General features: G+C 74.1%; 21 protein-coding genes and 1 riboswitch. Of the genes, 14 read left to right on the top strand and 7 right to left on the bottom strand.

Annotated elements, in window-relative coordinates; translation table 11 throughout:
• Nucleotides 1–118: 118 nt before the first annotated feature.
• Genes IF19_RS0111740 through IF19_RS0111755 form a run of 4 tightly spaced genes read left to right on the top strand, consistent with a single transcriptional unit; the run spans nucleotide 119 to nucleotide 4,918 of the window.
• Nucleotides 119–1,381, top strand: a complete 1,263-nt coding sequence (locus tag IF19_RS0111740) for a polyprenyl synthetase family protein (protein WP_032747869.1) — start codon at nucleotides 119–121, stop codon at nucleotides 1,379–1,381.
• 2 nt (nucleotides 1,382–1,383) lie between these two features.
• A complete protein-coding gene (locus tag IF19_RS0111745) occupies nucleotides 1,384–2,901 on the top strand; it encodes a phytoene desaturase (protein WP_030116301.1) in 1,518 nt (505 codons plus the stop codon).
• Nucleotides 2,898–3,914, top strand: a complete 1,017-nt coding sequence (locus tag IF19_RS0111750) for a phytoene/squalene synthase family protein (RefSeq protein ID WP_030116302.1) — start codon at nucleotides 2,898–2,900, stop codon at nucleotides 3,912–3,914. The genes IF19_RS0111745 and IF19_RS0111750 overlap by 4 nt, the downstream gene beginning before the upstream one ends.
• A complete protein-coding gene (locus tag IF19_RS0111755; RefSeq protein ID WP_030116303.1) occupies nucleotides 3,911–4,918 on the top strand; it encodes a Rieske (2Fe-2S) protein in 1,008 nt (335 codons plus the stop codon). Before IF19_RS0111750 ends, IF19_RS0111755 begins: the two co-directional genes overlap by 4 nt.
• Nucleotides 4,919–4,952: 34 nt before the next feature.
• Here the strand turns inward: IF19_RS0111755 and IF19_RS0111760 are convergent, their stop codons facing one another.
• The 3 genes from IF19_RS0111760 to IF19_RS0111770 are packed head-to-tail and all read right to left on the bottom strand — an operon-like array spanning nucleotide 4,953 to nucleotide 8,478.
• Nucleotides 4,953–6,524 carry an FAD-dependent oxidoreductase gene (locus IF19_RS0111760; RefSeq protein WP_030276876.1) on the bottom strand — a complete coding sequence of 524 codons (1,572 nt, stop codon included), beginning with the start codon at nucleotides 6,522–6,524 and terminating at the stop codon, nucleotides 4,953–4,955.
• Nucleotides 6,524–7,240 (bottom strand): class I SAM-dependent methyltransferase, encoded by a 717-nt coding sequence (locus tag IF19_RS0111765; protein WP_030122332.1) that lies wholly within the window; start codon nucleotides 7,238–7,240, stop codon nucleotides 6,524–6,526. The genes IF19_RS0111760 and IF19_RS0111765 overlap by 1 nt, the downstream gene beginning before the upstream one ends.
• Nucleotides 7,237–8,478, bottom strand: coding sequence for a lycopene cyclase family protein (locus IF19_RS0111770; protein ID WP_030276878.1), 1,242 nt, complete (start codon nucleotides 8,476–8,478; stop codon nucleotides 7,237–7,239). The genes IF19_RS0111765 and IF19_RS0111770 overlap by 4 nt, the downstream gene beginning before the upstream one ends.
• Nucleotides 8,479–8,798: 320 nt before the next feature.
• On the opposite strand from IF19_RS0111770, the gene IF19_RS0111775 reads away from it, so the two are divergent.
• Nucleotides 8,799–10,172 carry an NAD-dependent succinate-semialdehyde dehydrogenase gene (locus IF19_RS0111775; RefSeq protein ID WP_030116407.1) on the top strand — a complete coding sequence of 458 codons (1,374 nt, stop codon included), beginning with the start codon at nucleotides 8,799–8,801 and terminating at the stop codon, nucleotides 10,170–10,172.
• Nucleotides 10,173–10,304: 132 nt separating this feature from the next.
• Here IF19_RS0111775 and IF19_RS0111780 read toward each other — a convergent pair whose 3' ends face one another.
• The 3 genes from IF19_RS0111780 to IF19_RS0111790 form a co-directional block, all read right to left on the bottom strand.
• Complete coding sequence (locus tag IF19_RS0111780; RefSeq protein ID WP_030116408.1) at nucleotides 10,305–10,676, bottom strand: VOC family protein; 372 nt, start codon at nucleotides 10,674–10,676, stop codon at nucleotides 10,305–10,307.
• A 107-nt stretch (nucleotides 10,677–10,783) separates the two neighbouring features.
• Nucleotides 10,784–12,274, bottom strand: a complete 1,491-nt coding sequence (locus tag IF19_RS0111785; RefSeq protein ID WP_078580521.1) for a uracil-xanthine permease family protein — start codon at nucleotides 12,272–12,274, stop codon at nucleotides 10,784–10,786.
• Between the two features lie 384 nt (nucleotides 12,275–12,658).
• The gene (locus IF19_RS0111790; RefSeq protein WP_030116410.1) at nucleotides 12,659–13,888 is read right to left on the bottom strand and encodes an MFS transporter; all 1,230 of its coding nucleotides are present in this window, start codon (nucleotides 13,886–13,888) and stop codon (nucleotides 12,659–12,661) included.
• A gap of 234 nt (nucleotides 13,889–14,122) precedes the next feature.
• Here IF19_RS0111790 and IF19_RS0111795 point away from each other — a divergent pair, with 234 nt between their 5' ends.
• Nucleotides 14,123–15,313, top strand: coding sequence for an ROK family transcriptional regulator (locus IF19_RS0111795; protein WP_030276880.1), 1,191 nt, complete (start codon nucleotides 14,123–14,125; stop codon nucleotides 15,311–15,313).
• A gap of 392 nt (nucleotides 15,314–15,705) precedes the next feature.
• Here the strand turns inward: IF19_RS0111795 and IF19_RS0111800 are convergent, their stop codons facing one another.
• A complete protein-coding gene (locus IF19_RS0111800; protein WP_030276882.1) occupies nucleotides 15,706–18,060 on the bottom strand; it encodes a chitinase C-terminal domain-containing protein in 2,355 nt (784 codons plus the stop codon).
• 291 nt (nucleotides 18,061–18,351) lie between these two features.
• Nucleotides 18,352–18,482: riboswitch (FMN riboswitch) on the top strand.
• A gap of 174 nt (nucleotides 18,483–18,656) precedes the next feature.
• Here IF19_RS0111800 and ribD point away from each other — a divergent pair.
• The 8 genes from ribD (at nucleotide 18,657) to IF19_RS0111840 (ending at nucleotide 24,594) form a co-directional block, all read left to right on the top strand.
• Nucleotides 18,657–19,766, top strand: coding sequence for a bifunctional diaminohydroxyphosphoribosylaminopyrimidine deaminase/5-amino-6-(5-phosphoribosylamino)uracil reductase RibD (gene ribD, locus IF19_RS0111805; protein WP_030116415.1), 1,110 nt, complete (start codon nucleotides 18,657–18,659; stop codon nucleotides 19,764–19,766).
• Nucleotides 19,767–20,375 (top strand): riboflavin synthase, encoded by a 609-nt coding sequence (locus IF19_RS0111810; RefSeq protein ID WP_030116416.1) that lies wholly within the window; start codon nucleotides 19,767–19,769, stop codon nucleotides 20,373–20,375.
• Nucleotides 20,372–21,016: a nicotinamide mononucleotide transporter family protein gene (locus tag IF19_RS0111815; RefSeq protein ID WP_030116417.1), complete on the top strand. Its 645-nt coding sequence runs from the start codon at nucleotides 20,372–20,374 to the stop codon at nucleotides 21,014–21,016. The genes IF19_RS0111810 and IF19_RS0111815 overlap by 4 nt, the downstream gene beginning before the upstream one ends.
• Nucleotides 21,013–22,314 (top strand): bifunctional 3,4-dihydroxy-2-butanone-4-phosphate synthase/GTP cyclohydrolase II, encoded by a 1,302-nt coding sequence (locus IF19_RS0111820; protein WP_030116418.1) that lies wholly within the window; start codon nucleotides 21,013–21,015, stop codon nucleotides 22,312–22,314. Before IF19_RS0111815 ends, IF19_RS0111820 begins: the two co-directional genes overlap by 4 nt.
• A gap of 31 nt (nucleotides 22,315–22,345) precedes the next feature.
• The gene (gene ribH / locus IF19_RS0111825; protein ID WP_003970409.1) at nucleotides 22,346–22,831 is read left to right on the top strand and encodes a 6,7-dimethyl-8-ribityllumazine synthase; all 486 of its coding nucleotides are present in this window, start codon (nucleotides 22,346–22,348) and stop codon (nucleotides 22,829–22,831) included.
• A 35-nt stretch (nucleotides 22,832–22,866) separates the two neighbouring features.
• The gene (locus IF19_RS0111830; RefSeq protein WP_030116419.1) at nucleotides 22,867–23,139 is read left to right on the top strand and encodes a phosphoribosyl-ATP diphosphatase; all 273 of its coding nucleotides are present in this window, start codon (nucleotides 22,867–22,869) and stop codon (nucleotides 23,137–23,139) included.
• Between the two features lie 97 nt (nucleotides 23,140–23,236).
• On the top strand, nucleotides 23,237–24,085 hold the full coding sequence (gene hisG / locus IF19_RS0111835; RefSeq protein ID WP_030116420.1) for an ATP phosphoribosyltransferase: 849 nt from the start codon (nucleotides 23,237–23,239) through the stop codon (nucleotides 24,083–24,085).
• Nucleotides 24,086–24,123: 38 nt separating this feature from the next.
• Entirely contained in the window at nucleotides 24,124–24,594 is a 471-nt protein-coding gene (locus tag IF19_RS0111840) for a PH domain-containing protein (RefSeq protein WP_030116421.1), read from the top strand.
• The last annotated feature ends 144 nt before the right edge of the window (nucleotides 24,595–24,738 follow it).

The raw sequence follows: 24,738 nt of genomic DNA on the forward strand, positions 1-24,738 counted from the left end.
GCGGGCGACGGCCGTCGGGGCATATCGGGCTTTCCGTCCGGTAGCAATGGGGCTGACGGGGTACCAGTCGCTGCGGACGGTGAGATTTCGCCGTCCTCGTCTACGACAAGGGCGTCAGATGGGCCTCTCGCTGCCCGCAGACCACGCGTTCGCCGCATCCGTGCACCCGGACGTGGACCGGACGGCGTCCGCGGACCCCGGCCCCTCCGCCGAGGAGGCGCGGGCCGTCGACCACGATGTACCCGGCGGCCTCCAGCGGATGGCCGAGGCCGTCCTGGCGGAGCGGGTCGCGGAGGCCGCCGAGCACGATCCGGTCTTCGCCGACGAGGTGGCGCACCGGGTCGCGGACTTCACGCTGCGCGGCGGCAAGCGGATGAGGCCCCGCCTGCTCTGGTGGGCCATGCGCGCCTGCGGCGCGGCCGACACCGCCGCCGCGTTGCGGCTCGGCGTCGCCCTGGAGCTGATCCAGACCTGCGCCCTCATCCAGGACGACGTGATGGACCGGTCGCCCACACGGCGGGGCAGGCCCGCCGTCCACATCGCCCTGGCCGAGCGCCTGGGCCTCCCGGCCGGCTCCGGGCCGGGCGGGGCGTTCGGCCCCTCCGCCGCCGTTCTCGCCGGGGACCTCGCCCTGGTGTGGGCCGACGACACGGTCGCCGAGACGTGCCTGCCGCCCTCCCGGCGGCGGCGGATCACCGCGGTGTGGCGGGCCATGCGGGGCGAGATGATCGCCGGACAGTACCTGGACCTGCGCGGCCAGGCCGTCGGCGCCGCTTCCGCGACGACCGCGCTGCGCACCGCCCGCCTCAAGAGCGCGCTGTACACGGTGGAACGGCCCCTGGCGCTCGGAGCGGCCCTGGCCGGGGCGGACCGGCGGACCACCGACGAACTGCGCGCGGCCGGCCGGTACGCCGGAACGGCCTTCCAACTGCGCGACGACCTGCTCGGCGCCTTCGGCGATCCGGCGGTCACCGGCAAGCCCTCCGGGGACGACATCCGCGACGGCAAGCCCACCTACCTGCTGGCGGTCGCCCGCGCCCGCGCCGACGCCGCCGGCGACCGCCGCGCCCCGGCCGTGCTGGACCGCGCCGTGGGCTACCCCGGCCTCGGCGACGACGACCTCGCGGAGGTCCGCTCCGTCCTGGAGGCCACCGGCGCCCGCGCCCACGTCGAGGACCGGGCGCGGCGGCTGGGGGAGCGGGCCGCGCACCACCTGGCGCGGGCGGTCGACGTCGAGGCGCACGCGGGCGGCCGGCTGCTGGACCTGCTGGCCGCCGTCGCGGGAAGCCGCGCCGCCCCGCCGCCCGGCCCCGGCTCCGCCCACCCCCCGTACCGAGAGACCGCGGCGCCCGCCCCGGCCGTGGCCGAAGGAGGCCGATGACCGTGATCACGATTCCGGGACGCACCGACCACGTGGTGGTGGTCGGCGCGGGACTGTCCGGACTCTCCGCCGCGCTCCACCTGCTCGGCGCGGGCCGCCGGGTGACCGTCGTCGAACGGGACGCGCTGCCCGGCGGACGGGCCGGACTGCTGGAGCGGGGCGGCTTCCGCATCGACACCGGGCCCACCGTGCTGACCATGCCGGACCTGGTGGAGGACGCCTTCGCCGCCGTCGGCGCGCGGATGGCCGACCGGCTGGAGCTGATCCGGCTGGACCCCGCCTACCGGGCCAGGTTCGCGGACGGGTCGCAGCTCGACGTGCACACCGACGGCGCGGCCATGGAGGCGGCGGTCGAACAGTTCGCCGGAGCCCGCCAGGCGGTCGGCTACCGGCGGTTGCGACGCTGGCTGGAGCGGCTCTACCGCGTGCAGATGCGCCGCTTCATCGACGCCAACTTCGACTCGCCCCTCCAACTGCTCCATCCCGACCTCGCGCGGCTCGCCGCCCTCGGCGGGTTCGGCCGGCTCGACGCCCGGATCGGGCGGTTCGTCTCCGACGAGCGGCTGCGCCGGGTCTTCTCCTTCCAGGCGCTGTACGCCGGGGTCCCCCCGGCCAGGGCCCTGGCCGCGTACGCCGTGATCGCCTACATGGACACGGTCGCCGGGGTCTACTTCCCGCGCGGCGGCATGCACGCCCTGCCCACCGCGATGGCCCGGGCCGCCGAGGACGCGGGAGGCACGTTCCGCTACGGACGGACGGTGACCCGGCTGGAGCGCTCGGGCGACCGGATCACCGCGGTCGTCACCGACCGGGAGCGCATCCCGTGCGACGCCGTGGTCCTGACGCCCGATCTGCCGGTCGCCTACCGCCTCCTCGGCCGCGCCCCGCGCCGGCCGCTGCCGCTGAAGCACTCGCCGTCCGCGGTGATCCTGCACGCGGGCACGGACCGTACCTGGCCGGATCTCGCCCACCACACCATCTCGTTCGGCGCCGCCTGGAAGAGCACCTTCCGCCAGCTCACCCGTACCGGCGAGCTGATGTCGGACCCCTCGCTCCTGATCACCCGGCCCACCGCCACCGACCCCGCCCTCGCCCCGCCCGGCAGCCACCTCCACTACGTCCTCGCCCCCTGCCCGAACACGACGATCGGCCCCGGCACACGGGAGTGGAAGGAGCTGGGCCCCCGCTACCGGGACGAACTGCTCGGCTGGCTGGAGCGCCGTGAGATGCCCGGCCTGGGCGCGGCGATCGAGCAGGAGGGACTGGTCACCCCCCTGGACTGGGCCGACCAGGGACACGCGGCCGGCACACCGTTCGCCGTGGCCCACACCTTCCCCCAGACCGGCCCGTTCCGGCCACGCAACCTGGTGCGGGGCACCGCCAACGCCGTCCTCGCCGGATGCGGCACCACGCCGGGCGTCGGCGTGCCGACCGTGCTGATCTCCGGAAAGCTGGCGGCGCGGAGGATCACCGGCCCGCCCGCCGCCCCATCCCGACGCACGAGAGGCACCGCCGTATGACCGCCCGTGAGCTGGACGCCGCAGGCATCCACGAACCCGGCCTCCGCGCCGCCTACGCCCGCTGCCGCGACCTCAACGCCCGGCACGGCAGGACGTACTTCCTCGCGACCCGGCTGCTGCCCGTCGACCGGCGGGCGGCCGTCCACGCCCTCTACGGCTTCGCCCGCCATGCCGACGACATCGTGGACGACCTCGAATCCACCGCCACCACCGCCCAGCGGGCCGCCGCGCTGACGGCCCTGGAGGAGCAGCTGGAGCGCGGGCTGCGCGGCGGCCGGACCACCGAGCCGGTGATCCGCGCGCTCGCCGACACGGCCGGGCGCCACGGCATCGACCACCGGCACTTCACCGACTTCCTGGCCTCGATGCGCGCCGATCTGACCATCACCGGATACGCCTCCTTCGAGGACCTGGGCGGCTACACGCACGGGTCGGCCGCGGTGATCGGCCTCCAGATGCTGCCGGTGCTCGGGACCGTCGTCCCGCACGAGGAGGCCGCCGGCCCCGCCGCCGCGCTGGGCGTCGCCTTCCAGCTGACCAACTTCCTCCGCGATGTCGGCGAGGACCTGGACCGGGGCAGGGTCTACCTCCCGGTCGATCTGCTCGGCGCCCACGGCGTGGACCGGGCCCGCCTGGAGTGGAGCCGCCGCACCGGTGCGCGGGACCCGAGGATCACCGACGCGCTGACGGCGTTCGCCGCCCACACCCGGTCGGTCTACCGGCAGGCCCTGCCCGGCCTCGGGATGCTGGACCCGGTGTCCCGGCCCTGCATCCGTACGGCGTTCGTGCTCTACAGCGGCATCCTCGACGCGATCGAGGCCGACGACCACGCGGTCCTGCACCGCCGCGCCGTCGTCCCGCGCCGCCGCCGGGCGGTCGTGGCGCTGGACGGACTGGCCCGCGCGCTCGCCGCCCGCTCCCGGACGGGCCGCCGGACGGAGACCGCCACCGGGCCGTGCCCCGCGGCCCCCGCCCGTACCGCCCTCCTGCCCGTCGGAGGGGAGGCGGCATGAGCCCGTCCGCACGACGGCGCGTCCCGCTGCGGCTGCGGCGCGCCCCCGTGCCGTGGGACCGGCAGGAGCCGACCTGGCGGGCCGCCAAGCCCTCCCTCATCGCCGGGGCGCTCAAGCGCGCGCAGAGCCGACCCTCCGGGAACTGGTACGTCATCGGCGCCTCGCGCGACCTGCCCCCGGGCCGGACGCTCGGCCTCACGGTCGGCTCCACCGAGATCGTCGCCTGGCGCGACGGCGACGGCCGGCTGCGCGCCGGCCCGGGAGCCTGCCCCCACCTCGGAGCGCCGCTGCGGGAGAGCCCCGTGCGCTGCGGCACGCTCGTCTGCCACTGGCACGGCCTCGCCCTGGACGGCGGACCGTTCGCCGGCTGGGAGCCCTACCCGGCCTTCGACGACGGCGTGCTGCTCTGGGCGCGGCTGGACGACGTGGGCGGCGAGACCCCCACCGAACGGCCCCGCGTCCCGGTACGGCCGCGCCGGGCGGACGCGGTGGACGCGGTCTACACCGGGGTGGGGCGCTGCGAGCCCGAGGACGTGGTGGCCAACCGGCTCGACCCCTGGCACGGCGCCTGGTTCCACCCGTACTCCTTCGTCGACCTGGCCGTGACCGACGCCCCGGACGGCAGCGCCGGGGGCGAGGACGACGGGTTCCTGGTGGAGGTGTCCTTCAAGGTGGCCGGGCGGCTGGTCGTGCCTGTCGTGGCCCGGTTCACCGCGCCCGGGCCCCGTACCGTCGTCATGCACATCGTCGAGGGCGAAGGTGCGGGGTCCGTGGTCGAGACCCACGCCACCCCGCTGGCGCCGGACGATCGGGGACGGCCCCGCACCGCCGTGGTCGAGGCGCTCGTCGCGGCCTCGGACCGCCGCGGGTTCGCGGTCGCCCGCGCCGCCGCGCCGCTGCTCCGGCCGCTGATGCGGGCGTCGGCCGGCCGGCTGTGGCGCGACGACCTGGCCTACGCGGAACGGCGCTGGGAGCTGCGGTCCGAGGGACGGTTCCCGGGCTGACCGGCCCGGTGCGCCGTCGTGCGCCCCGGGCCGGTCAGCCGCCGAGCGCGGCGAGCCGGCGCAGCACCGGCGACCGGCCGGTGCGCGGGACGGTCCACAGGGTCTGCCCGCGCACCCCCCACCGCTCCAGATGCGCGTTGGCGGCGAGGAACCCGCTGGTCACCGCGCGTTCCATCAGCGCCACCGGCAGCCCGGTACGGACCATGTCCCCGGCCACCGTGACCGCCGGGTCCGGACCGCGCACGCCGGGCCGGTCCCGGTAGCCGCCGACCGGGAACATCGGGCAGTCCGCCCGCCACTCGTGGCGCTCGTCGACGATCCGGGCGTCCCGCGTCTCCGGGTAGACCCGGTGCGCCTGGCGCAGCGCCTCCGCCTGCACGGCCGCCCGGTCGGCGTCCGGGGAGACGGCGTACGCGTGGAGTTCGAGCACCGAGCCGCCGGTGCGCCGCGCCCATCGCGCGGCCTCGCCCTCCCAGCGCTCCAGGACGCTGACGTTGTCCAGCGGCCCGTAGCCGCTGGTGCCGAGGAAGCCGGGGCGGTCGCGCGCCACCGGCCGGTCCAGCCACAGCCGCGAGACGAGGAACGGCGGGGCGGAGCGCAGCCGGTCGATCGAGGCGCGCCAGGGCGCGTCCCCGAGTCCGGGGGACGCGTCCACGAGCCGGCGCAGCCCGGCGCCGTCCAGGGCGAGGACGAGGGCGTCGTGGCGTGAGGCGCGCTCTCCCGCGCCCTCCGCGCCTCCCGCCTCGACGTCGATCCGGCCGTCGGGCAGCGGCCGGACGTGCCGGACCGGCGTGCCGGTGCGCACGTCGACGCCGAGGCCCGCCAGGTAGCCGGCGAGCGGGTCCCACAGGGCGGTGGGGAACGGCTCGGAGGGGACGTCGAAGAGCAGCCCCTCGCTGGAGCCGAGGAAGTAGATGTGGAACATCAGGACCAGCTCGGCGGCGGACAGCTCGCGCGGGTCGGCGAAGAAGCTGCGGGAGAAGACCTCGAAGGCCAGGTGGTGGGCGGCCTCGGGAAAGCGGATGCGGGCGAGGAAGTCGTGGGCGCTGACGCCGTCGAGCCGCTCGTGGACCTCGGGCACCCGCACGTCCAGCAGCGGCAGGGCGGCCCGGGGGTCCATCCGCGCCAGATCGCGGACGCCGAAGGTCGGGCTCAGCGCGACGAAGCCGAGAGCGCTCAGCGGCGGGGTGCGCGGGACGCGGGCGAAGCTGTCGTGGAGCCCGGAGCCGTGCCGCAGCGGGTAGTCGGGCAGCGCGGTGAGCGTCTCCAGACCCGGGTCGATCCGGCGCAGCAGGCCGCGCAGGTTGTAGTACTGGCGGAAGAAGGCGTGGAAGCCGCGGCTCATCGTCACGGTCGTGCCGTCGGCGAGCCACGTCGGCCATCCCGCCAGCCGTCCGCCCAGATTCCGCTCGCCCTCGTAGAGGGTGACCCGTACGCCCCGCTCGGCCAGCCCGGTGGCGGCCGCGATCCCGGCGAGGCCGCCGCCGACGACCGCGGCGGAGGGGGCGTCGCCGGTGAACCGGGGGCGGCCGGCGGGGGCGTGGATCACCGCGGCCCGCCGGTCCCGGCCGTGGCGGTGGGCGCCGCCGTGCCGCTTCGCCGGCATCAGCTCTCGTCCCCGGCGCGTCCGACGAAGGTGTGCGTGATGCCGGTCTCCCAGCCGGGCAGCGGCAGGGCGCGCACGTCCCGGAACCCGGCGCGGCGCAGCCGCCCGGCGAACTCGGGAGCGGTGTCGAAGGTGTTCACGCTGTCCTGGAGGTGCCGGTAGAGCCGCGCGTCCCCGGTGAGCCGCCCGGCAGGCCGGATGATCGCGGCGCAGACCGCGTTCCAGACGGCGCGGTGCACCGGGGACCCGCCCAGCGTGTACTCGTGCACGGCCAGCCGCCCGGACGGGACCAGCAGGCGGCGGACCAGCCGCAGGGCGGCGTCGGGGTCCTGGAGGTTGCGGAAGAGGTAGCCGGCGAACACCGCGTCGAAGGAGCCCGGCGCCAGCCGCACGGCCAGCCCCTCCACCGGCGCGTGGACGAACTCCACATGGGTCAGCCGGGGTTTGGCCGCCGCCCGCTCCAGCATGCCCGCGGAGGCGTCGACGCCGGTGATCCGGGCGAGCGGGGCGGCGGCGAGCAGCGCCTCGGTGGAGGCGCCCGTACCGCATCCCAGGTCCAGGACCCGCAGCCCGGCGCCGCCGTCCGGCAGGCCGAGCCGGCGCGCGGAGCGGCGCAGATGCGCGTGGTAGCCGGGGCTGGCCGCGACGAGACGGTCGTAGGCCCCGGAGCCCTGGTCGAAGGCTTCGGACAGTGCGGGACCGCGCAACAGGGTCATGTGCTTCTTTCTTCCGGACCGGAGGGTGGGGGAGGCAGGGGGCGGGAGGGGCGGCGGGGGGTGAAGGGGAGTTCGGCGACGGTCCGCAGCATGGGACCGACCGGGGTCCGGACTCCGACGAGCAGGTCCTCGTACCACCGGGAGCCGCCGTCCAGGAAGGTCAGCAGCCGTTCGGCGGGCACACCCCGGAAGAGACGGCCGAAGAAGTCCGATCCGTCGATCCGGCCGGTGTCCAGCGCCCGCAGCATCACCGCGTCCATCGCGCGCGACCGGGCGCTGTGGGCGGGCGGCACCCGGAGAGGGCGTCCGGCCCGCAGGGCCGCGGCGATCGCACGGCTCTGCCGCTGCACCGCGGCGAAGGTGTAGCCGGTCGAGGGGCGGGTCGCGCCGCCGGCGGTGCCGATGCGGTAGGAGGACCGCCCGGTCCGGCGCGGGAAGCGGCCGTCGGTCATCGGGATGGCGCCGTGCTCGGTGGCCGTCACCTCGAACGCGCCCAGCCGCAGGACGTCCCGCGTGTAGTGGTCCAGGGCCCGGCGGTAGGCGTCGGTGGTCAGCGGCGCGGGGGAGAACTCCGTGTACTCGACCAGCGCCGTGTGCGCGTCCATGGGCAGGACGTAGCCGAACGACAGCCCCCGGGCGGGCCGCGGGGTGCGGAAGTCCATCAGCTCCGCCACGGCCGGGTCGAACACGGGCCGCTCGGTCCTGACGAACCAGCCCGAGAAGTGCTGGAGGAGGGTGGTGCGGGCGGGCGGCAGCAGCCGGGGCGGCCGGGAGTCGAAGACGTGCCGGCCCCGCAGCGCGACCCGGGCACCGGCCGCGTCCCGGCCGATGACCTCGGCTCCGCCGCCGGGCAGGTCGCGCACGGACTCCACCGCCGCCGCCGTCCGGCGCAGCCCGGGGGCACCGGAGAGCCGGCGGCCGACGAGCGCCTCGAAGGCGTCGGAGCGCAGCATCTTGTAGCGCAGCTCCGGCAGGTCCGCCGTCACGGCGTCCGCCTCGGCGGGGCGGACCCGCAGCCGGGACCAGGAGGCGGTCAGCGCCCCGTCGTACGGCCCCGCCGCGCGTTCCCAGAAGCACCAGGTCCGCGGCGGAGGGCGCAGCGGACCCGGCGGCGCGTCGACGAGCGCGACGGACAGGGGCGTACGGCCCCCCGGCGCGCACAGGTGGTGGGCCAGGCTCAGCCCCGCGGCCCCGGCGCCGACGATGACCACATCGAAGTCGGCTGCGTCGGTCGGCACGGCTCCCTCTCGGTCGGGCGTCTCTCCTCCGGGCGCCCGATGTGCGCGCGCTCCACTCCTGGCAGGACCGTACCCCCGGACGGCCCGCACACTCCGGACCGCCGCTTCGCCGGGTCGCCGGGTCACGACGGCGTGCACGGGCCCGGTCCGGCGGCCCCGTGGAGAAAGGAGGGCGGGCGGAGGCAGGAGGGCATACGCAGACAGGAGGGCTGGGCGAGGTGTGCGTATCTGCCGGATGGGTACCTGAATGTCCGCCCGGATGTCCGGCGGCCCGTCCCTCATCGCACGGGCCCCGTCCGGGTGCCGCACGGAAGGAACCCATGAGCACCTACCGAGTCGTCAACCCCGCCACCGGCGAGACCGAGAAGGAGTACCCCACCGCCACCGACGGGGAACTGCGCGAGGCTCTCACCCTGGCCGACGATGCCCAGCGCGCCTGGGCCGACCGGGCGCCCGCGGAACGGGCCGCCGTACTGCGACGGGTCGCGGACCTCTACGAGGAGCGCAAGGACCAGCTCGCCGCCGTCATCACCCGCGAGATGGGCAAGCCGGTCAAGCAGGCCCTCGGGGAGCTGGCCATCGTCGTCTCGATCTACCGGTACTACGCCGAGCGGGGCGAGGGCTTCCTGGAGGCGGAGGAGCTCGACGTCGCCTCCGGCGGCCGGGCCGTCATCCGCAAGGAGGCGGTCGGCACCCTGCTGGGGATCATGCCGTGGAACTTCCCGTACTACCAGGTGGCCCGGTTCGCCGCGCCCAACCTGATGCTGGGCAACGCCATCGTGCTCAAGCACGCCCCGCAGTGCCCGGAGTCGGCGCTGGAGATGGAGCGGCTGTTCCGTGACGCGGGCCTGCCCGAGGGCGCGTACGTCAACATCTTCGCCACCAACGAGCAGATCGAGACGCTGATCGGCGACGACCGCATCCAGGGCGTCTCGCTCACGGGTTCGGAGCGGGCCGGAGCGGCCGTCGCCGAGATCGCGGGCCGCAACCTGAAGAAGGTCGTGCTGGAGCTCGGCGGCTCCGACCCGTACCTGATCCTCGGCGCGTCCGACATGGAGCGGGTGGTCAAGAACGCGCTGACCGGCCGGATGGGCAACGCGGGCCAGGCGTGCAACGCGGCCAAGCGCATCATCGCCCTGGACGAGCACTACGACGGCTTCTCGACCGCCTTCACCGACGCGGTCCGGTCCATCACCGTCGGAGACCCCACCGACCCCGGCACCTTCATGGGACCGCTCTCCTCCGAGAAGGCGGTCGAGACCCTGGACGAGCAGGTCCAGGACGCGATCTCCAAGGGGGCCACGGTGCTGGCCGGCGGCAAGCGCATCGACCGGCCCGGCGCCTGGTACGAGCCCACCGTGCTCGCGGGGATCACCCCGGAGATGCGGGCCTACAAGGAGGAGCTGTTCGGCCCGGTGGCCCTGCTCTTCAAGGTCGGCTCCGAGGAGGAGGCGGTCGACTTCGCCAACAACTCGCCCTACGGGCTGAGCGCCTCGATCCAGACGGACGACGACGCCCAGGCCGAGCGGGTGGCCCAGCGGCTGCAGACCGGCATGGTGTTCATCGGCGCGCCCTCCGGGACCGCCGCGGAACTGCCGTTCGGCGGGGTCAAGCGGTCCGGTTTCGGCCGGGAGCTGGGCCGGTTCGGCATGGAGGAGTTCGCCAACCACAAGCTGGTCAGGCTGGTGCGCTGACGCCTCGTGACGCGACGGCGGCCCGGGGCGGGTGACGCCCCGGGCCGCCGTCGCGCCGTCACCGGTACGGAGTCGCGCCGCCCGGGCGCGTCGGCGGTGGCGGCCCTTGAAGCCGCGTCCGCCCCTGGACGCTTAGGCGCGGCAGAGGCAGAAGGGGTGCCCGGCGGGGTCGGCGTAGGCGCGGAAGCCGGGGTGGGTCTCCTCGTCCACGTCCAGCTCGCGGGCGCCCAGCTTCAGCACCTCGGCGTGGGCGGCGTCCATGTCGGTGACGGTGAGGTCCAGATGGAGCTGCTGGGAGTTGCGGTCGGCGCGCGGCCACTCCGGGGGAGTGAGGTTCTCGGCCCGCTGGAAGGCGAGCCGCCCGCCGTCGTCCAGACGCAGCTCCACCCAGTCGTCGTCCGCGCCGCCCTCGATGCGGCCGCCGAGCACGCCGGCGTAGAACTCGGCGAGCCGCAGCGGCTGCGGGCAGTCGAGCGCGGTGAGCTGGAGCGTGGCGAAACCCATTAATCCTCCTCGGTCGTGTGAGGGGCGGGTACCTCGGGCCGCCCGTCGTCAAACGCGGCGCCACCCGCCGGGCGCGTGCCCGGCGGGCGGACGCCCCGGCCGGGGCGTCAGGACTTCCCGGGCTCCTGGTCCCGGCCGTCCGTGCGTCCGCCGTCCGGGCGCCGGTCCGCGCCGGCGCCCTCGCCGCCCGCCAGCCGGTCCGCGCCGGTGCGCCCGTCGCCGTCCGCGCCCTCGTCGTACGCGGAGGTGCCGGAGTCCAGCAGGGGCTCCTGGGTCTTGAGGTGGGCCGGGGCGAAGGCGCGCAGCACGTGGTAGCCGGTGATGACGACCAGTGTGCCGAGCGCGATGCCGGACAGCTCGAAGTTGTCGGTGATCTTCAGGCTGACCCCGCCGACGCCGATGATGATGCCCGCGGCGGCCGGGACGAGGTTGAGCGGATTGCGCAGGTCCACCCGGCCGTTGAGCCAGATCTGCGCGCCCAGCAGGCCGATCATCCCGTACAGGATCACGGTGATCCCGCCGAGCACCCCGCCCGGGATCGCGGCGACGACCGCGCCGAACTTGGGGCACAGGCCGAAGAGCAGGGCGAAGCAGGCCGCCGCCCAGTACGCGGCGGTGGAGTAGACCCGGGTGGCGGCCATCACGCCGATGTTCTCGGAGTACGTGGTGTTGGGCGGCCCGCCCACGGCGGTGGAGAGCATGGAGGCCGCGCCGTCCGCCGCGATGGCGGTGCCGAGCTTGTCGTCCAGCGGGTCGCCGGTCATCTCGCCCACGGCCTTCACATGTCCGGCGTTCTCCGCGACCAGCGCGATCACCACCGGCAGCGCCACCAGGATCGCCGACCACTCGAAGCTCGGGGCGTGGAAGGACGGCAGTCCGATCCAGTCGGCCTGCCCGACGGCCGAGAGGTCCAGCCGCCAGTGGTCCACGGCCTCCGCGCCGCCCGCCGGGGAGTGGATCTTCCCGAAGACCAGGTCCAGCACCCAGGACAGCACGTACCCGAAGACCAGCCCCAGGAAGATCGCGATCCGGGAGAGGAAGCCGCGCAGGCACACCACCGCGAGCCCGGTGAACAGCATCACCGCGAGCGCCGTCCACTGGTCCTGCGGCCAGTACGTCGAGGCGGTCACCGGCGCCAGGTTGAAGCCGATCAGCATGACGACCGCGCCCGTCACCACCGGCGGCATCGCCGCGTGGATGATCCGCGCGCCGAACCGCTGCACCGCGAGACCCACCAGGAAGAGCGCCGCGCCGACCACCAGCACCGCACCCGTGACGGTCGCGCTGTCACCGCCGGTCGCGCGGATCGTGGCCGCGACGCCGACGAAGGAGAGCGAGCAGCCCAGGTAGCTCGGCACCCGGCCCCTGGTCGCCAGCAGGAAGATCGCGGTCGCGACGCCGGACATCATGATCGCGAGGTTGGGGTCCAGGCCCATCAGGACCGGGGCGACGAACGAGGCCCCGAACATCGCGACGACGTGCTGGGCGCCGAGCCCGAACGTACGGGGCCAGGAGAGCCGTTCGTCGGGGCGGACGACCGCCCCCGGCGCGGGTGTCTTCCCGTCGCCGTGCAAGGTCCAGCGCACGCCGAGGCTCATGGTTGCTCCCTGAAGGTCTGCTCGGTGTGCCGGCCGGTCTGCGACGCTGCGCGACCCGGTGTTCGGTGTTCACCTGCGGAAAAGATCAGCGCCATGGTAGTGGTGCGGCGCGCGGCGGCCACCCGGAGGTCGGCGCGCGCCGCCGCCTGCCTCCGCGCTCCCGCGCACTGCTCCGGTGTATGTCCGCACGCGCCGCGCGCCGCAGCACCTCCGGGAGCGCCGCCGTACCGCCGGGTCTTGCTGGAAGCGCCGCCGTACCGCCGCGAGCCGCCGGCGCGCCGAGGCCCGCCGGGATCCGCCGGGATCAGCCGGGATGTGCCGGGATCCGCCGGGAGGGCCGCCCCGCGCTCGTGGCCCGCGCCGGCCCTCGTCCGGCGCGGCCCGTCAGCCGCCGGTCGCGCTCTTGGCCGCCGTACCCTCGCCGACCGCCGAGCCGGCCACCTTGCGGTCCGCCGACCGCAGCACCCCGGCGCCCAGCACCAGGCCGAAGGAGAGCGCCGTCACCACGCCGAACGACACCATCAGCGAGGTCGCCTCGGCCAGCGAGCCGATCGCGGACGGGGCGATCAGGCTGGAGGTGTACGTGATGGTGGCGACGCCCGCGATGGCCTGGCTCGGGTTCGGCCCGCTGCGCCCCGCCGCCGCGAAGGCCAGCGGCACCACGACCGCCACACCGAGGCCGAGCAGCGCGAAGCCGCCCATCGCCGCGGCGGCGGAGGGCGAGAGGACGACCAGCAGCCCGCCCGCGGTCGCCATGAGCCCGCCGGCGCGCACCGTGCGCACCGCGCCGAACCGGTCGACGACCCGGTCCCCGGCGATCCGGGCCAGCGCCATCGTCAAGGTGAACGCCGTCGTGGAGGCCGCCGCGAGACCGGCCGAGCTGTCCAGGACGTCCCGGAGGTAGACGGCCGACCAGTCCAGGCTCGCGCCCTCCGCGAACACCGCGCAGAACCCGACCGCCCCGATGATCAGGGCCGACCTGGGCGGCAGCGTGAAGCGCGGCGGCGGCTCCTCGTCCGGGCTGCTCTGGATGTCGAGCACCTGCCGGCAGGCGATGAGCCCCAGCGCGGTGAGCACCAGGGCGGCGACGGTGTGGTGCAGCCGGGCGTCGGTCGCGGTGTGGGCGGCGACGGTGCCGGCCGCCGAGCCGATCAGCGCGCCCACGCTCCACATGCCGTGCAGCCCCGACATGATCGACTTGTCGAGGCGGTTCTCCACCTCGATGCCCAGGGCGTTCATCGCCACGTCGGACATCCCCGCCGTCGCCCCGTAGACGAACAGCGCCGCGCACAGGGTGACCAGGCTCGGCGCCAGTGCGGGCAGGATCAGTGCCAGCGTCCAGAGCGCCAGCAGCCCGCGCAGGGCGTTCCGCGCGCCGAACCGGTGGCTGATCCGGCCGGCGAGCGGCATCGCGATCGAGGCGCCGATCGCCGGGAAGGCCAGCGCCAGGCCGAGCTGGCCCGCGCTGACTCCCGCGTGGTCCTGGATCCACGGCACCCGGGTGGCGAAGCTGCCGGTCACCGCCCCGTGCACGGTGAAGACGGCGGCGACGGCGTAGCGGGCCCGCCTCACCTGTTCTGCGCTGTAGACCGTGACGGTCGAGTCGTTCGTCATGCCGTCGTGTCCCTCCCCTGGAAATCCCTCGGATGCCGGCGGCCCGGCGGACCGGCGCTTCCCCGCGCCGATGCGTGGCGTAAACTATCAGGAACCCTGCCTGATAAATAGCCATTACTCGATCCCCGGGAACGGGCCCCGCGTACGGTCCCGGGGAACGGCCCCGAGCGGCCTTGGGCGGCCTTGGGCGGCGGCCCGAACGAGCCCGGTCGGCGGTCTGGAAGGATTCCCGGTATGCGCGCATCTCCGAGCACGGCTCGGGCCATCAACGACCGGCTGGCCCTGGGGCTGCTCCAGCAGCACGGTCCGCTGACGGCCGCCCAGCTCAAGACGGAGACCGGCCTCTCCCGGCCGACCGTCGCCGACCTCGTCGAACGGCTCGGGGCCGCCGGGCTGATCGAGGTCGTGGGGGAGTCCGGAGCCGTCCGTCGCGGCCCCAACGCCAAGCTGTACGGGATCGTCGCCGGCCGGGCCCATCTCGCGGCGCTCGACGTGCGCCTCGGCAGCGTCAGCGTGGTCGTCACGGATCTGCTGGGGGCCACCCTCGCCGAGGACGCGCTGCCCATCGGCGGCGACACCGGCACCGGGCCCGCCGTGGAGCGGGCCGCCGCCCTGCTGGAGAGCGCCGCCCGGGCCGCCGGCCCGGTCCCCCTGCACAGTGTGGGGATCGGCGCGCCGGGGCTGATCGACCCCGCCACCGGCGAACTGCGCGACAGCACCGGCCTGCCCGCCTGGCACCGGGGGCTGGTCCGGGAGCTCCAGCGGCGGCTGCCCGCCACCGTCCTGGTGGAGAACGAGACCAACCTCGCGGCCGTGGCCGAACTCCGGGAGGGCGCCGCCAAGGGCCGGGACACCTTCGTCCTGCTCTGGCTCGGCCAGGGGATCGGCGCCGCCGTGATGCTGGACGGCAGGTTGCGGCAGGGGGCCTCGGGCGGTGCGGGGGAGATCGGCTTCCTCCCTGTCCCCGGGGTGGGCGGGCTGCCCTCGGCGGTCGACTGCGCGGGGGGTTTCCACTCGCTGGCCGGCTCGGCCGCCCTGTGCGAACTCGCCTCCGCGCACGGCCTGTTGGACCTGGCCACGGTGTCGGAGGGCGGTGAGGAGGCGGCCGCCGTCGCGACGGTGCGGGCCGCGCTGGAGGCGGGGGAGCCGGGCGAGCCGTTCCTGAAGGAGGTGGCCGACCGGCTCGCGCTGGGGTCCGCCGCCGTCGCCTCGGTGCTGGACCCCGGCTGCGTCCTGCTCGCGGGGGCCGTCGGGCACGCGGGCGGGCCCGCGCTCGCGGCCCGGGTGGAGGAGCGGCTGGCCGCGATGTCGCCCCTGCGTACGGAGGTCCGTGCCGGTTCGCTGGGCGACGGGGCGGTGCTGCGCGGTGCGCTGATCACCGCCCGGGACGCGGCGCAGGACGCGTTGTTCGCTCCGGAGGGCTGACCGGCACGGAACCGCACGAGCCCCCGGGCTCCACGGGACTTCAAGGGCTCCGGGTCTCCCGGGCCCCACGGGACCTCACCGCCCCCTCGGCCGCACGGGCCTCCATCGGGCCCTGGCCTCCATGCCTCCACGGGCCTCCCGGCCTCCGCGGCCCCCCGGCCTCCGCGGCCCCCCGGCCTCCGCGGCCCCCCGGCCTCCGCGGCCCCCCGGCCTCCGCGGGCCTCCCGGCCGGAGCACGCCGAAAAGCCCCAGCGAGCGTGCACGCCGGGGCCTTCCGTACGACGGGCCCGGTCACCCGGCGGTGAGCAGGGGGTGGGTCCGCTCACCGCCGGCCGGGGCCTCGGCGGTTCGGGGGCCCCGGGCCGGGCCCCCGAACCGCCGAACCGGGCGGATCAGCAGGCGCCGAGGTCCTTCCACGCGCCCCACTGCCCGGCCGATCCGGGCGTCTCGCCCTTCGTCCACCAGGACGCCTTCCACTGGTGGCCGCCGTGGCTGACGGTGGCGCCGCCGGTGTACTCGGTGGCCGCGTTCCAGGCCGGGGCCGTGCAGCTGCCGCCCGGCTGGGTCGGCGACGGGCTCGGCGTCGGGCCGGTCGGGTTCGGCGTCGGCGTGGGGTTCGTCCCGGTGCCGGGCTCGACCACGGTGGTGCCCCGGGCCAGGTCCCCGGCGAGGGCGTAGGACTTCCCGCCGAAGGTCACGGTCCAGTTCGACGGCGTGGAGGTGGGCAGGTAGTAGACGAAGTCCAGCTCCACCGAGGCGCCGGGCGCCAGGGTCTGCCAGGCCGGCAGCTTCAGCGAGACGCGGTTGTAGTCGCCCTTCAGGCCGCCGATGTTGTTGGCCGCCTTGTGGTCGCTGCGGACGATCGTCGTGCCGAAGCCGGACTGGTCCTTGGCGTTGGCCGGGGCGGAGGTGGAGTAGTCGAACTGGAACTCCGTACCGCCCGGGAGCGTGGCCTGGGTCCGGTTGGTGATCTTCAGCTTGGGGCTGATCGGGTAGTTGGAGTCGCCCAGCGCGAACTGGCCGAAGGAGACGTCGATGTTCACGGCCTGGGTCGGCAGGTCGATCGTGGAGCGCTTGGCGCCGTACGGGGAGGCCGACTTGAACGCGTCGTACATCGCGGTCGTCAGCGTGTCACCGGTCTCGTACTGGCCCTTGGCCGCGTTCCACCGGTAGTCGCCCGCCAGCTCCCAGATCATCGTGCCGCCGATGCCCTTGTCCACCACGTAGTCGGCCTTGGCCTTCACCGACTGCTCGTCCTCGGTGGAGAGGAACACCTTCTTCTGGGCGTTCCACAGCCAGGGGGCGACCAGCGTGGAGTCGTACTTACGGGCGTACGTGCCGGTCAGCTGGGTGTTGGCGGGGAAGCCGTAGTCGCTCAGGTAGTCCCCGACGATGCCCTTCTCCAGGTTCTTCGCGTGCCACATCGGGTTGGAACCGGCGGGCGACTCCTTGCCGTTGGAGTCCTTGTCGTGCCACAGGTTGTCGATGCCGACCGCGCCGTCACCGCACTTGGTCAGCCCCGCGCCCGCCGGGCAGTCGGTCGTGGCCGCCCTGCCCCACAGTCCGTCGGTGCCGCCCTGCACGTTCTTGAAGCCCCGCGTGTAGTACGGCAGGCCGATGTTGATGCGGCCGGCCGGCATCGAGCCGCGGAAGTAGTGGTAGGCCCAGTCGGTGTTGAGGTAGCCCGTGCCGCCGTACTGCGAGGTCGAGTACACGCTCGCCTGCGCCAGTTCGGCGTCCTTGCCGTCGTCGAACAGCGAGGCGTTCGGCCCGACGTACTCGTTCCAGGCGCCGTGCAGGTCGTAGGACATGATGTTGACGTAGTCCAGGTACTTCTGCATCTGGTACGTCTCCATGCCCCGCAGCAGGTAGCCGGAGGAGGGGGCGGCGACGGTCAGCAGGTAGTGCTTGCCGTCGGCGGCGCCCGCGCGGTCGAGCTTCTCGCGCAGCGTCTTCATCAGGGCGTCGTAGCCCTTGACCAGGCCGGCGCGGCGGCCGTTGGCCAGCGTGTGGTCCAGCGGGTTGCCCGCGTCCTTCATCGTCGTCGCGTACTCGTAGTCGATGTCGACGCCGTTGAAGCCGTACTTCTTGATGAAGTCGACGGCCGAGTCGGCGAAGGTGTTGATGCCCGCCTGGTTGACCGACCCGTCGGCGTTGGTGGCCATCGAGTAGAAGCCGCCGGAGTTCACCCGCTTGCCGTCCGGGCCGAAGTAGCCGCCCGTCTCGGCCCAACCGCCGACGGAGACCAGGGTCTTCACGTTCGGGTGCTTCTTCTTGTACTTCGTCAGCAGGTTGAAGTGCCCCTTGTACGGGAGCGCCGGGTCCATCTCCGCGCCCGCGACGCCGGGCCAGGTCATCCCGGTGGAGGCGTTGTCGGCGCCGTCGGGGCCGACCGAGAGCTTGTTGGAGCCGTCGACGTGCGCGAAGGCGTAGTTGAGGTGCGTGACCTTGTCCCAGGGGATGTCCGGGACGAGGTAGGCGTCCTTGCCGTCCTTGCCGGTACGCCAGTTGGTGAAGTAGCCGATGACGCGCCGCTGGTGGTCGGCGCCCATCTTCTCGCGTCCGTCGGCGTCGTAGACGGAGCAGTAGGGGACGTCGACGCCGGGGGTCTGGTAAAGACCGTCGGGGCGACAGGAGTTCTGGTCGGCGGCGGCCGAGGGGCCTGCGGCGAGGGAGCTCAGCAGCAGTCCGGCGACGGCGGCGCCGGCGGCGAGCAGCGTGGCTCTCGCTCGGGTGGGGGACAGCATGTGGTCGTTCCTCCTGGGGAGGTCGGCAGAACACGACTGGCTGAAAGGGGGTGGGTCTGTCGGGGTCCCGGTGTGCGCGCACCGTGGGACCGAACCTCGGAGGTGACGCAGAGATTAAGAGGACTAGACCAGAGCGTCAATAGGTCTGGACCTTTACGGTTCGACTTCGTTAATGACGACGTTGTCGCGTTCGTCCCGGCGGGAATGCGCCACCCCTGGTTGTGACCCAGCCCACAGTGGTCACCCGCATGGCCGTGCGGCGTCCGTGGCAGACTGGTTGCGTACCAGTAGCAGCGCACTCCGGGGTCGGTGCAATTCCGAACCGGCGGTTACAGTCCGCGACCCGTCCGCAGCCAGCGGCCGGTTGACCAGGTGAAATTCCTGGACCGACGGTTAAAGTCCGGATGGGAGGCAGTGCGCGGCGGTTCGTCATCGGTACGCCGCCGTCGGCGGACGCATGGCCGGGATTCCCTCCCGTCCCCGTGCGGTCCCGGCGTTCCCCGTTCGCGGGGTTTCCGGCGTTTCCGCTGGTGACCGCTTTCTCTGTCGTCATCGACAGGCCCCGGAGTCCGTGCCCGAAGAGGCAGGAGGACCCGGTGGACACCGCAGCCGACACCACCGCCATGCGCCGAGCGATCACGCTCGCAGCGCGCGGTCTCGGCTCGACCAGCCCCAACCCGGTCGTCGGCTGTGTGATCACCGACGCCGCCGGGACCGTGGTCGGCGAAGGCTTCCACCAGCGCGCCGGAGGGCCGCACGCCGAGGTCCACGCACTGCGCGCGGCCGGAGAGCGGGCCCGCGGCGCCACCGCCTACGTCACGCTCGAACCCTGTGACCACACGGGCCGCACGGGCCCCTGCTCCCAGGCGCTCCTGGCCGCCGGCGTCAGCCGCGTCGTCTACGCGGTCGCCGACCCGGACCCGCGGGCCGGCGGCGGCGGTGACACCCTGCGCGCGGCCGGGGTCCGGACCGAGCGCGGGCTGCTCGCGGACGAGGCCGAAGCGGGCAACGCCGCCTGGCTGACCTCGGCGCGCCTCGGCCGCCCGTACGTCCTGTGGAAGTACGCCGCCACCCTCGACGGCCGGATCGCCGCCGCCGACGCCACCAGCCGCTGGATCACCTCGCCCGAGGCCCGCGCCGACGTCCACCGGCTGCGCGCCGAGGCCGACGCCGTGCTCGTTGGCTCCGGCACGGCCCGCACCGACGACCCCCAGCTGGGCGTGCGCGGCATCGACGGGGCCGCCCAGCCGCTCCGCGTCGTCGTCGACACGGACGCCACCGCCGTGCGGCCCGGCGCCCGGGTCCTGGACGCCACCGCGCCCACCCTGGTCGCCGTCGCCGACGACGCCCCGGCCGGCCACCTCCCCGAGGACGCCGTCCTGCGGCTGCCCCGCGCCGCCACCGGCCGCGGGCTCGACCTCGACGCCCTCCTGGAGGCCCTGCACGCCCGGGGCGTCCGCTCCGTACTCCTCGAAGGCGGCCCCACCCTCGCGGGCGCCCTCGTCGCCGCCGGGAAGGTCGACAAGGTCGTCGGCTACCTCGCCCCGGTCCTGCTCGGCGCCGGCCCCGCCGCCCTCGCCGACGCCGGAATCACCACCATCTCCCAGGCGTTGCGGCTCGATGTGACCGAGACCGTGCCGATCGGCCCCGATCTGCGCGTCACCGCCGTGCCCGCCGTCCCCGCCCCTGCTCGGAAGGGAAACTGAGTGTTCACCGGAATCATCGAAGAACTGGGTGAGGTCACCGCCGTCGAGCAGCTGGCCGACGCCTCCCGCTTCCGGCTGCGCGGCCCCCTCGTCACCGAGGGCGCGAAGCACGGCGACTCCATCGCGGTCAACGGCGTCTGCCTCACCGTCGTGGACACCGCCGACGGCGCGTTCACCGCCGACGTGATGGCCGAGACCCTGAAGCGCTCCAGCCTCGGCGCCCTCGCCCCCGGCTCCCGGGTCAACCTGGAGCGCCCGATGGCGCTCGGCGGCCGGCTCGGCGGACACCTCGTCCAGGGCCACGTGGACGGCACCGGCACCATCGTCGAGCGCACCCCCTCCGAGCACTGGGAGCTCGTCAAGGTCTCCCTCCCGCCCGAGCTGACCCGGTACGTCGTGGAGAAGGGCTCCATCACCGTCGACGGCGTCAGCCTCACCGTCGTCGACGCGGCGGCCGACTTCTTCACCGTCAGCCTCATCCCCACCACGCTCGCCCTGACCACGCTCGGCCACAAGCAGCCCGGCGACCCGGTCAACCTGGAGGTCGACGTGATCGCCAAGTACGTCGAGCGGATGCTCGGCGACCGCACCGGACAGGACCCGCGATGAACCTCGCGAACTGGCTCAACTCCGAGGCGTTCACCGTCGTCGGCCAGCACATCAAGTGGTCGGACATGATCGGCAACATCATCGGTCTGATCGCCCTGGCCCTCGGCTGGCGGCGCTCCATCTGGACCTGGCCCGCCCAGCTCCTCTCCGGCGTGATCCTGCTGGTCGCCTTCGCCTCCGCGCACCTCTCCGGCAGCGCGGGCAAGCAGCTCGTCGTCATCGTCGTCGCCCTGTGGGGCTGGTGGTCCTGGAACCGGGGCAGGCAGCAGGCGCAGGACGGCTCCATCGCCGTCCGCTTCGCCACCTGGCGCGAGCGCGGCGTGCTGATCGGCGCCGCGGCCCTCGGCACCCTCGCCGTCGGCGGCCTGTTCACCGCGGTCCCGTCGCTGTCCTGGGACCCGTGGCCGGACGCGTACATCTTCGTCGGCACCGTCGTCGCGATGTACGCCCAGGCCCGCGGCATGGTCGAGTTCTGGTTCGCCTGGCTGCTGGTCGACCTGGTCGGCGTCCCGCTGAACTTCGCCAACGGGTTCGCCTTCTCCGGCTTCGTCTACGTGATCTACGGCGCCCTCGTCCTGTGGGGGATGCGCGACTGGTGGCTGCGTTCGCGGACACCCGCTCTGAAGGGAGCCACGGCATGACCGACCGGCCCGCCTGGCCGCACCCCGGCCACCACGACCCGCTCCCCGAGACGTTCGCGCTGGACCCGGTCGAGCAGGCCGTCCGCGACATCGCCGCCGGCCGCCCGGTCGTCGTGGTGGACGACGAGGACCGCGAGAACGAGGGCGACCTCGTCATCGCCGCCGAGAAGGCCACCCCGGAGATCGTCGCCTTCATGATGAGCGAGTGCCGCGGACTGATCTGCGCCCCCATGGAGAGCGACGAACTGGAACGGCTCGAACTCCCGCAGATGGTCGCGGAGAACACCGAGTCGATGCAGACCGCGTTCACCGTCTCCGTCGACGCCTCCGCCGCCCACGGCGTCACCACCGGCATCTCCGCCGCCGACCGCGCCACCACCCTGCGCATGCTGGCCGGCGGCGTCGCGGGCCCCGGCGACTTCGTCCGCCCCGGCCACGTCTTCCCGCTGCGCGCCCGCGCCGGCGGCGTCCTCGTCCGCGACGGCCACACCGAGGCCGCCGTCGACCTCGCCCGGCTCGCCGGACTCCGCCCCGCCGGGGCCATCGTCGAGATCGCCGGCGAGGACGGCGTCATGCTGCGGCTGCCCGAGCTCATCCCGTTCGCCCGCAAGCACGGCCTGACGATCATCTCCATCGAGGACCTGATCGCCTACCGCCGCAGCAGCGAACCGGTCGTCCGCCGCGAGGCCGAGACCCGGCTGCCGACCGCGTTCGGCGACTTCACCGCGTACGGCTACCGCTCCATCGTCGACGGCGTCGAACACGTCGCCCTGGTCCACGGCGACATCGGCGACGGCGAGGACATCCTCGTCCGCCTCCACTCCGAGTGCCTGACCGGCGACATCTTCCAGTCCCAGCGCTGCGACTGCGGCCCCCAGCTGCACGCCTCCATGCGCCGCATCACCGAAGCGGGCCGCGGCGTCGTCGTCTACCTGCGCGGCCACGAGGGACGCGGCATCGGCCTGCTCTCCAAGCTGCGCGCGTACGAACTCCAGGAGCGCGGCGTCGACACCCTCGACGCCAACCTGGAGCTGGGCCTGCCCGCCGACGCCCGCGACTACGCGGCCGGCGTGCGGATGCTCCGGGACCTCGGCGTCACCAGTGTGCGGCTGATGACCAACAACCCCGAGAAGACCGCGGCCGTCGTCCGCCACGGCCTCGCCGTCACCGGCCGCGAGCCCATGCCCGTCCAGGCCGGCGAGCACAATCTGCGCTACCTGCGCACCAAGCGCGACCGCATGGGCCACGACCTGCCCTGGCTCGACGGCACCCCGCCGTCGACCTGCGCCAACCAGTGACCACCACCACGCAATCACCACCAGGAGAGACATGAGCGGCAAGGGTGCACCCGAACTGTCCGTACGCAACTGCGGCGACCTCCGCGTAGCCGTCATCGCGGCCCAGTGGCACGAGAAGGTCATGGACGGGCTCGTCGACGGCGCCCTGCGCGCCCTGCACGAGCTGGGCATCGACGAGCCGACCCTCCTGCGCGTCCCCGGCTCCTTCGAGCTGCCCGTCGTCGCCAAGGTGCTCGCCGGACGCGGCTACGACGCGATCGTCGCCCTCGGCGTGGTCATCCGGGGCGGCACCCCCCACTTCGAGTACGTCTCCCAGGGCGTCACCCTCGGACTCACCCAGGTCACCGTGGACACCGGTGTTCCCGTCGGCTTCGGCGTCCTCACCTGCGACACCGAGGAGCAGGCGCTCGACCGGGCGGGACTCGAAGGCTCCAACGAGGACAAGGGGCACGAAGCGGTCACCGCCGCCGTGGCCACCGCCGCCACGCTGCGGACCGTCAGCGAACCCTGGCGCTGAGTACCCCCGGGCGACCCCGTATTCTGAGGACCATCATGGCGAACAAAACCTTCGAAGAGCTCTTCGCCGAGCTCCAGCTCAAGGCCGCCGAGGGCGACCCCGCGACCTCCCGCACCGCCGAACTGGTGGGCAAGGGCGTGCACGCCATCGGCAAGAAGGTCGTCGAGGAGGCCGCCGAGGTCTGGATGGCCGCCGAGTACGAGGGCAAGGAAGCCGCCGCCGAGGAGATCTCCCAGCTGCTGTACCACGTCCAGGTGATGATGGTCGCCCGCGGGATCTCGCTCGACGACGTCTACTCCCATCTCTGAGCCGACCTCCCCGCCGCCGGCCCCCCCGGGGCCCGGCCCGAGCGACACCAGCGCGACACCGCCCGCACACTCCCCCCGCACGAAGGAAGCCGACCTCATGCTGCGCATCGCCGTCCCCAACAAGGGTTCACTCTCCGGGCCTGCGATGGCGATGCTCCATGAGGCCGGCTACCAGCAGCGCAAGGAGTCGAAGGAACTGGTCCTGGTCGACCCCTCGAACGAGGTCGAGTTCTTCTACCTCCGCCCCCGCGACATCGCGATCTACGTCAGCTCCGGCAAGCTCGACATCGGCATCACCGGCCGCGACCTGCTGCTGGACTCCGGAGCCGACTCCGAGGAGATCCTCCAGCTCGGCTTCGCCCGCTCCACCTTCCGCTACGCCACCAAGCCCGGCACGGCGGCGGGCCCCGAGGACTTCGACGGCATGACGATCGCCACCTCCTACGAGGGCATCGTCGCGAACCACCTGGACAAGGCGGGCGTCAAGGCGTCCGTCGTCCACCTCGACGGGGCGGTCGAGACCGCCATCGAACTGGGCGTCGCCCAGATCATCGCCGACGTGGTCGAGACCGGCACCAGCCTGCGCAACGCCGGACTCGAAGTGATCGGCGAGCCGATCATGACGTCCGAGGCCGTCGTCATCCGCCGCCACGGCGCGCCCGCCGACGACCCCAAGGTGCAGCAGTTCCTCCGCCGCCTCCAGGGCGTCCTGGTCGCCCGGTCCTACGTGATGATGGACTACGACTGCCGCGTCGAGCACCTGGAACGCGCCGTCGCCCTCACCCCCGGCCTGGAGTCCCCGACCATCTCCCCGCTGCACCACGAGGGCTGGGTCGCCGTCCGCTCCATGGTCGCCGCCAAGGAGGCGCAGCGGATCATGGACGACCTGTACGAGCTCGGCGCCCGCGCCATCCTCACCACGGCCATCCACGCCTGCCGCCTCTGACGGCCCCGGCCGCCCGCACCTCCCGAGAGAAGACCCTGATGTCCGCGCCCAGGACCGAACTCCCCACCCTGCCGGTCACCTTCCGGCCCACCCTCACCCGGGTGGTCCTGCTGAGCGTGGGCCTGGCGATGTTCCTCGTCATCACCGTCGTCGCGCTGACGCTGGAACGGCTCAACCCGGGGGAGCGGGCCAGCTTCGTCTTCATCGCGGCGCTCTTCTTCGGTGTCCTGGCCCTGCTCAGCAGGCCCCGGGTCTCCGCCGACGACACCGGGGTCACCGTCGTCAACCTCACCCGGACCCGCAGGCTGGCGTGGCAGGAGATCCTCCGCGTCAACCTGCGCTCCGGCGACCCCTGGGTCTTCCTCGACCTCAGCGACGGCACCAGCCTGCCCGCCCTCGGCATCCAGCCCGGCCTCGCCAAGGAGCGGGCCATCCGCGACGCCCGCGCCCTGCGCGCCCTGGCCGAGACGCGCGGCGCCGGGAGCGACGACACCGCCTCAGGCGCCTGATCCCCTGCCCGGCACCCCCTCCTCGCGTCTACTCTGGTGTGCGGCGGCGCCCCGTGCGCCCCGCCCCGCCCGCACCACGGCCCCGACCGGGGCCCGCGGGGTTCTTCCTGCGACCCAAGGAGTGACTCCTTCCAGCAATGGACG

This window comes from Streptomyces californicus, assembly GCF_000717645.1.
Lineage (GTDB): Bacteria > Actinomycetota > Actinomycetes > Streptomycetales > Streptomycetaceae > Streptomyces > Streptomyces californicus.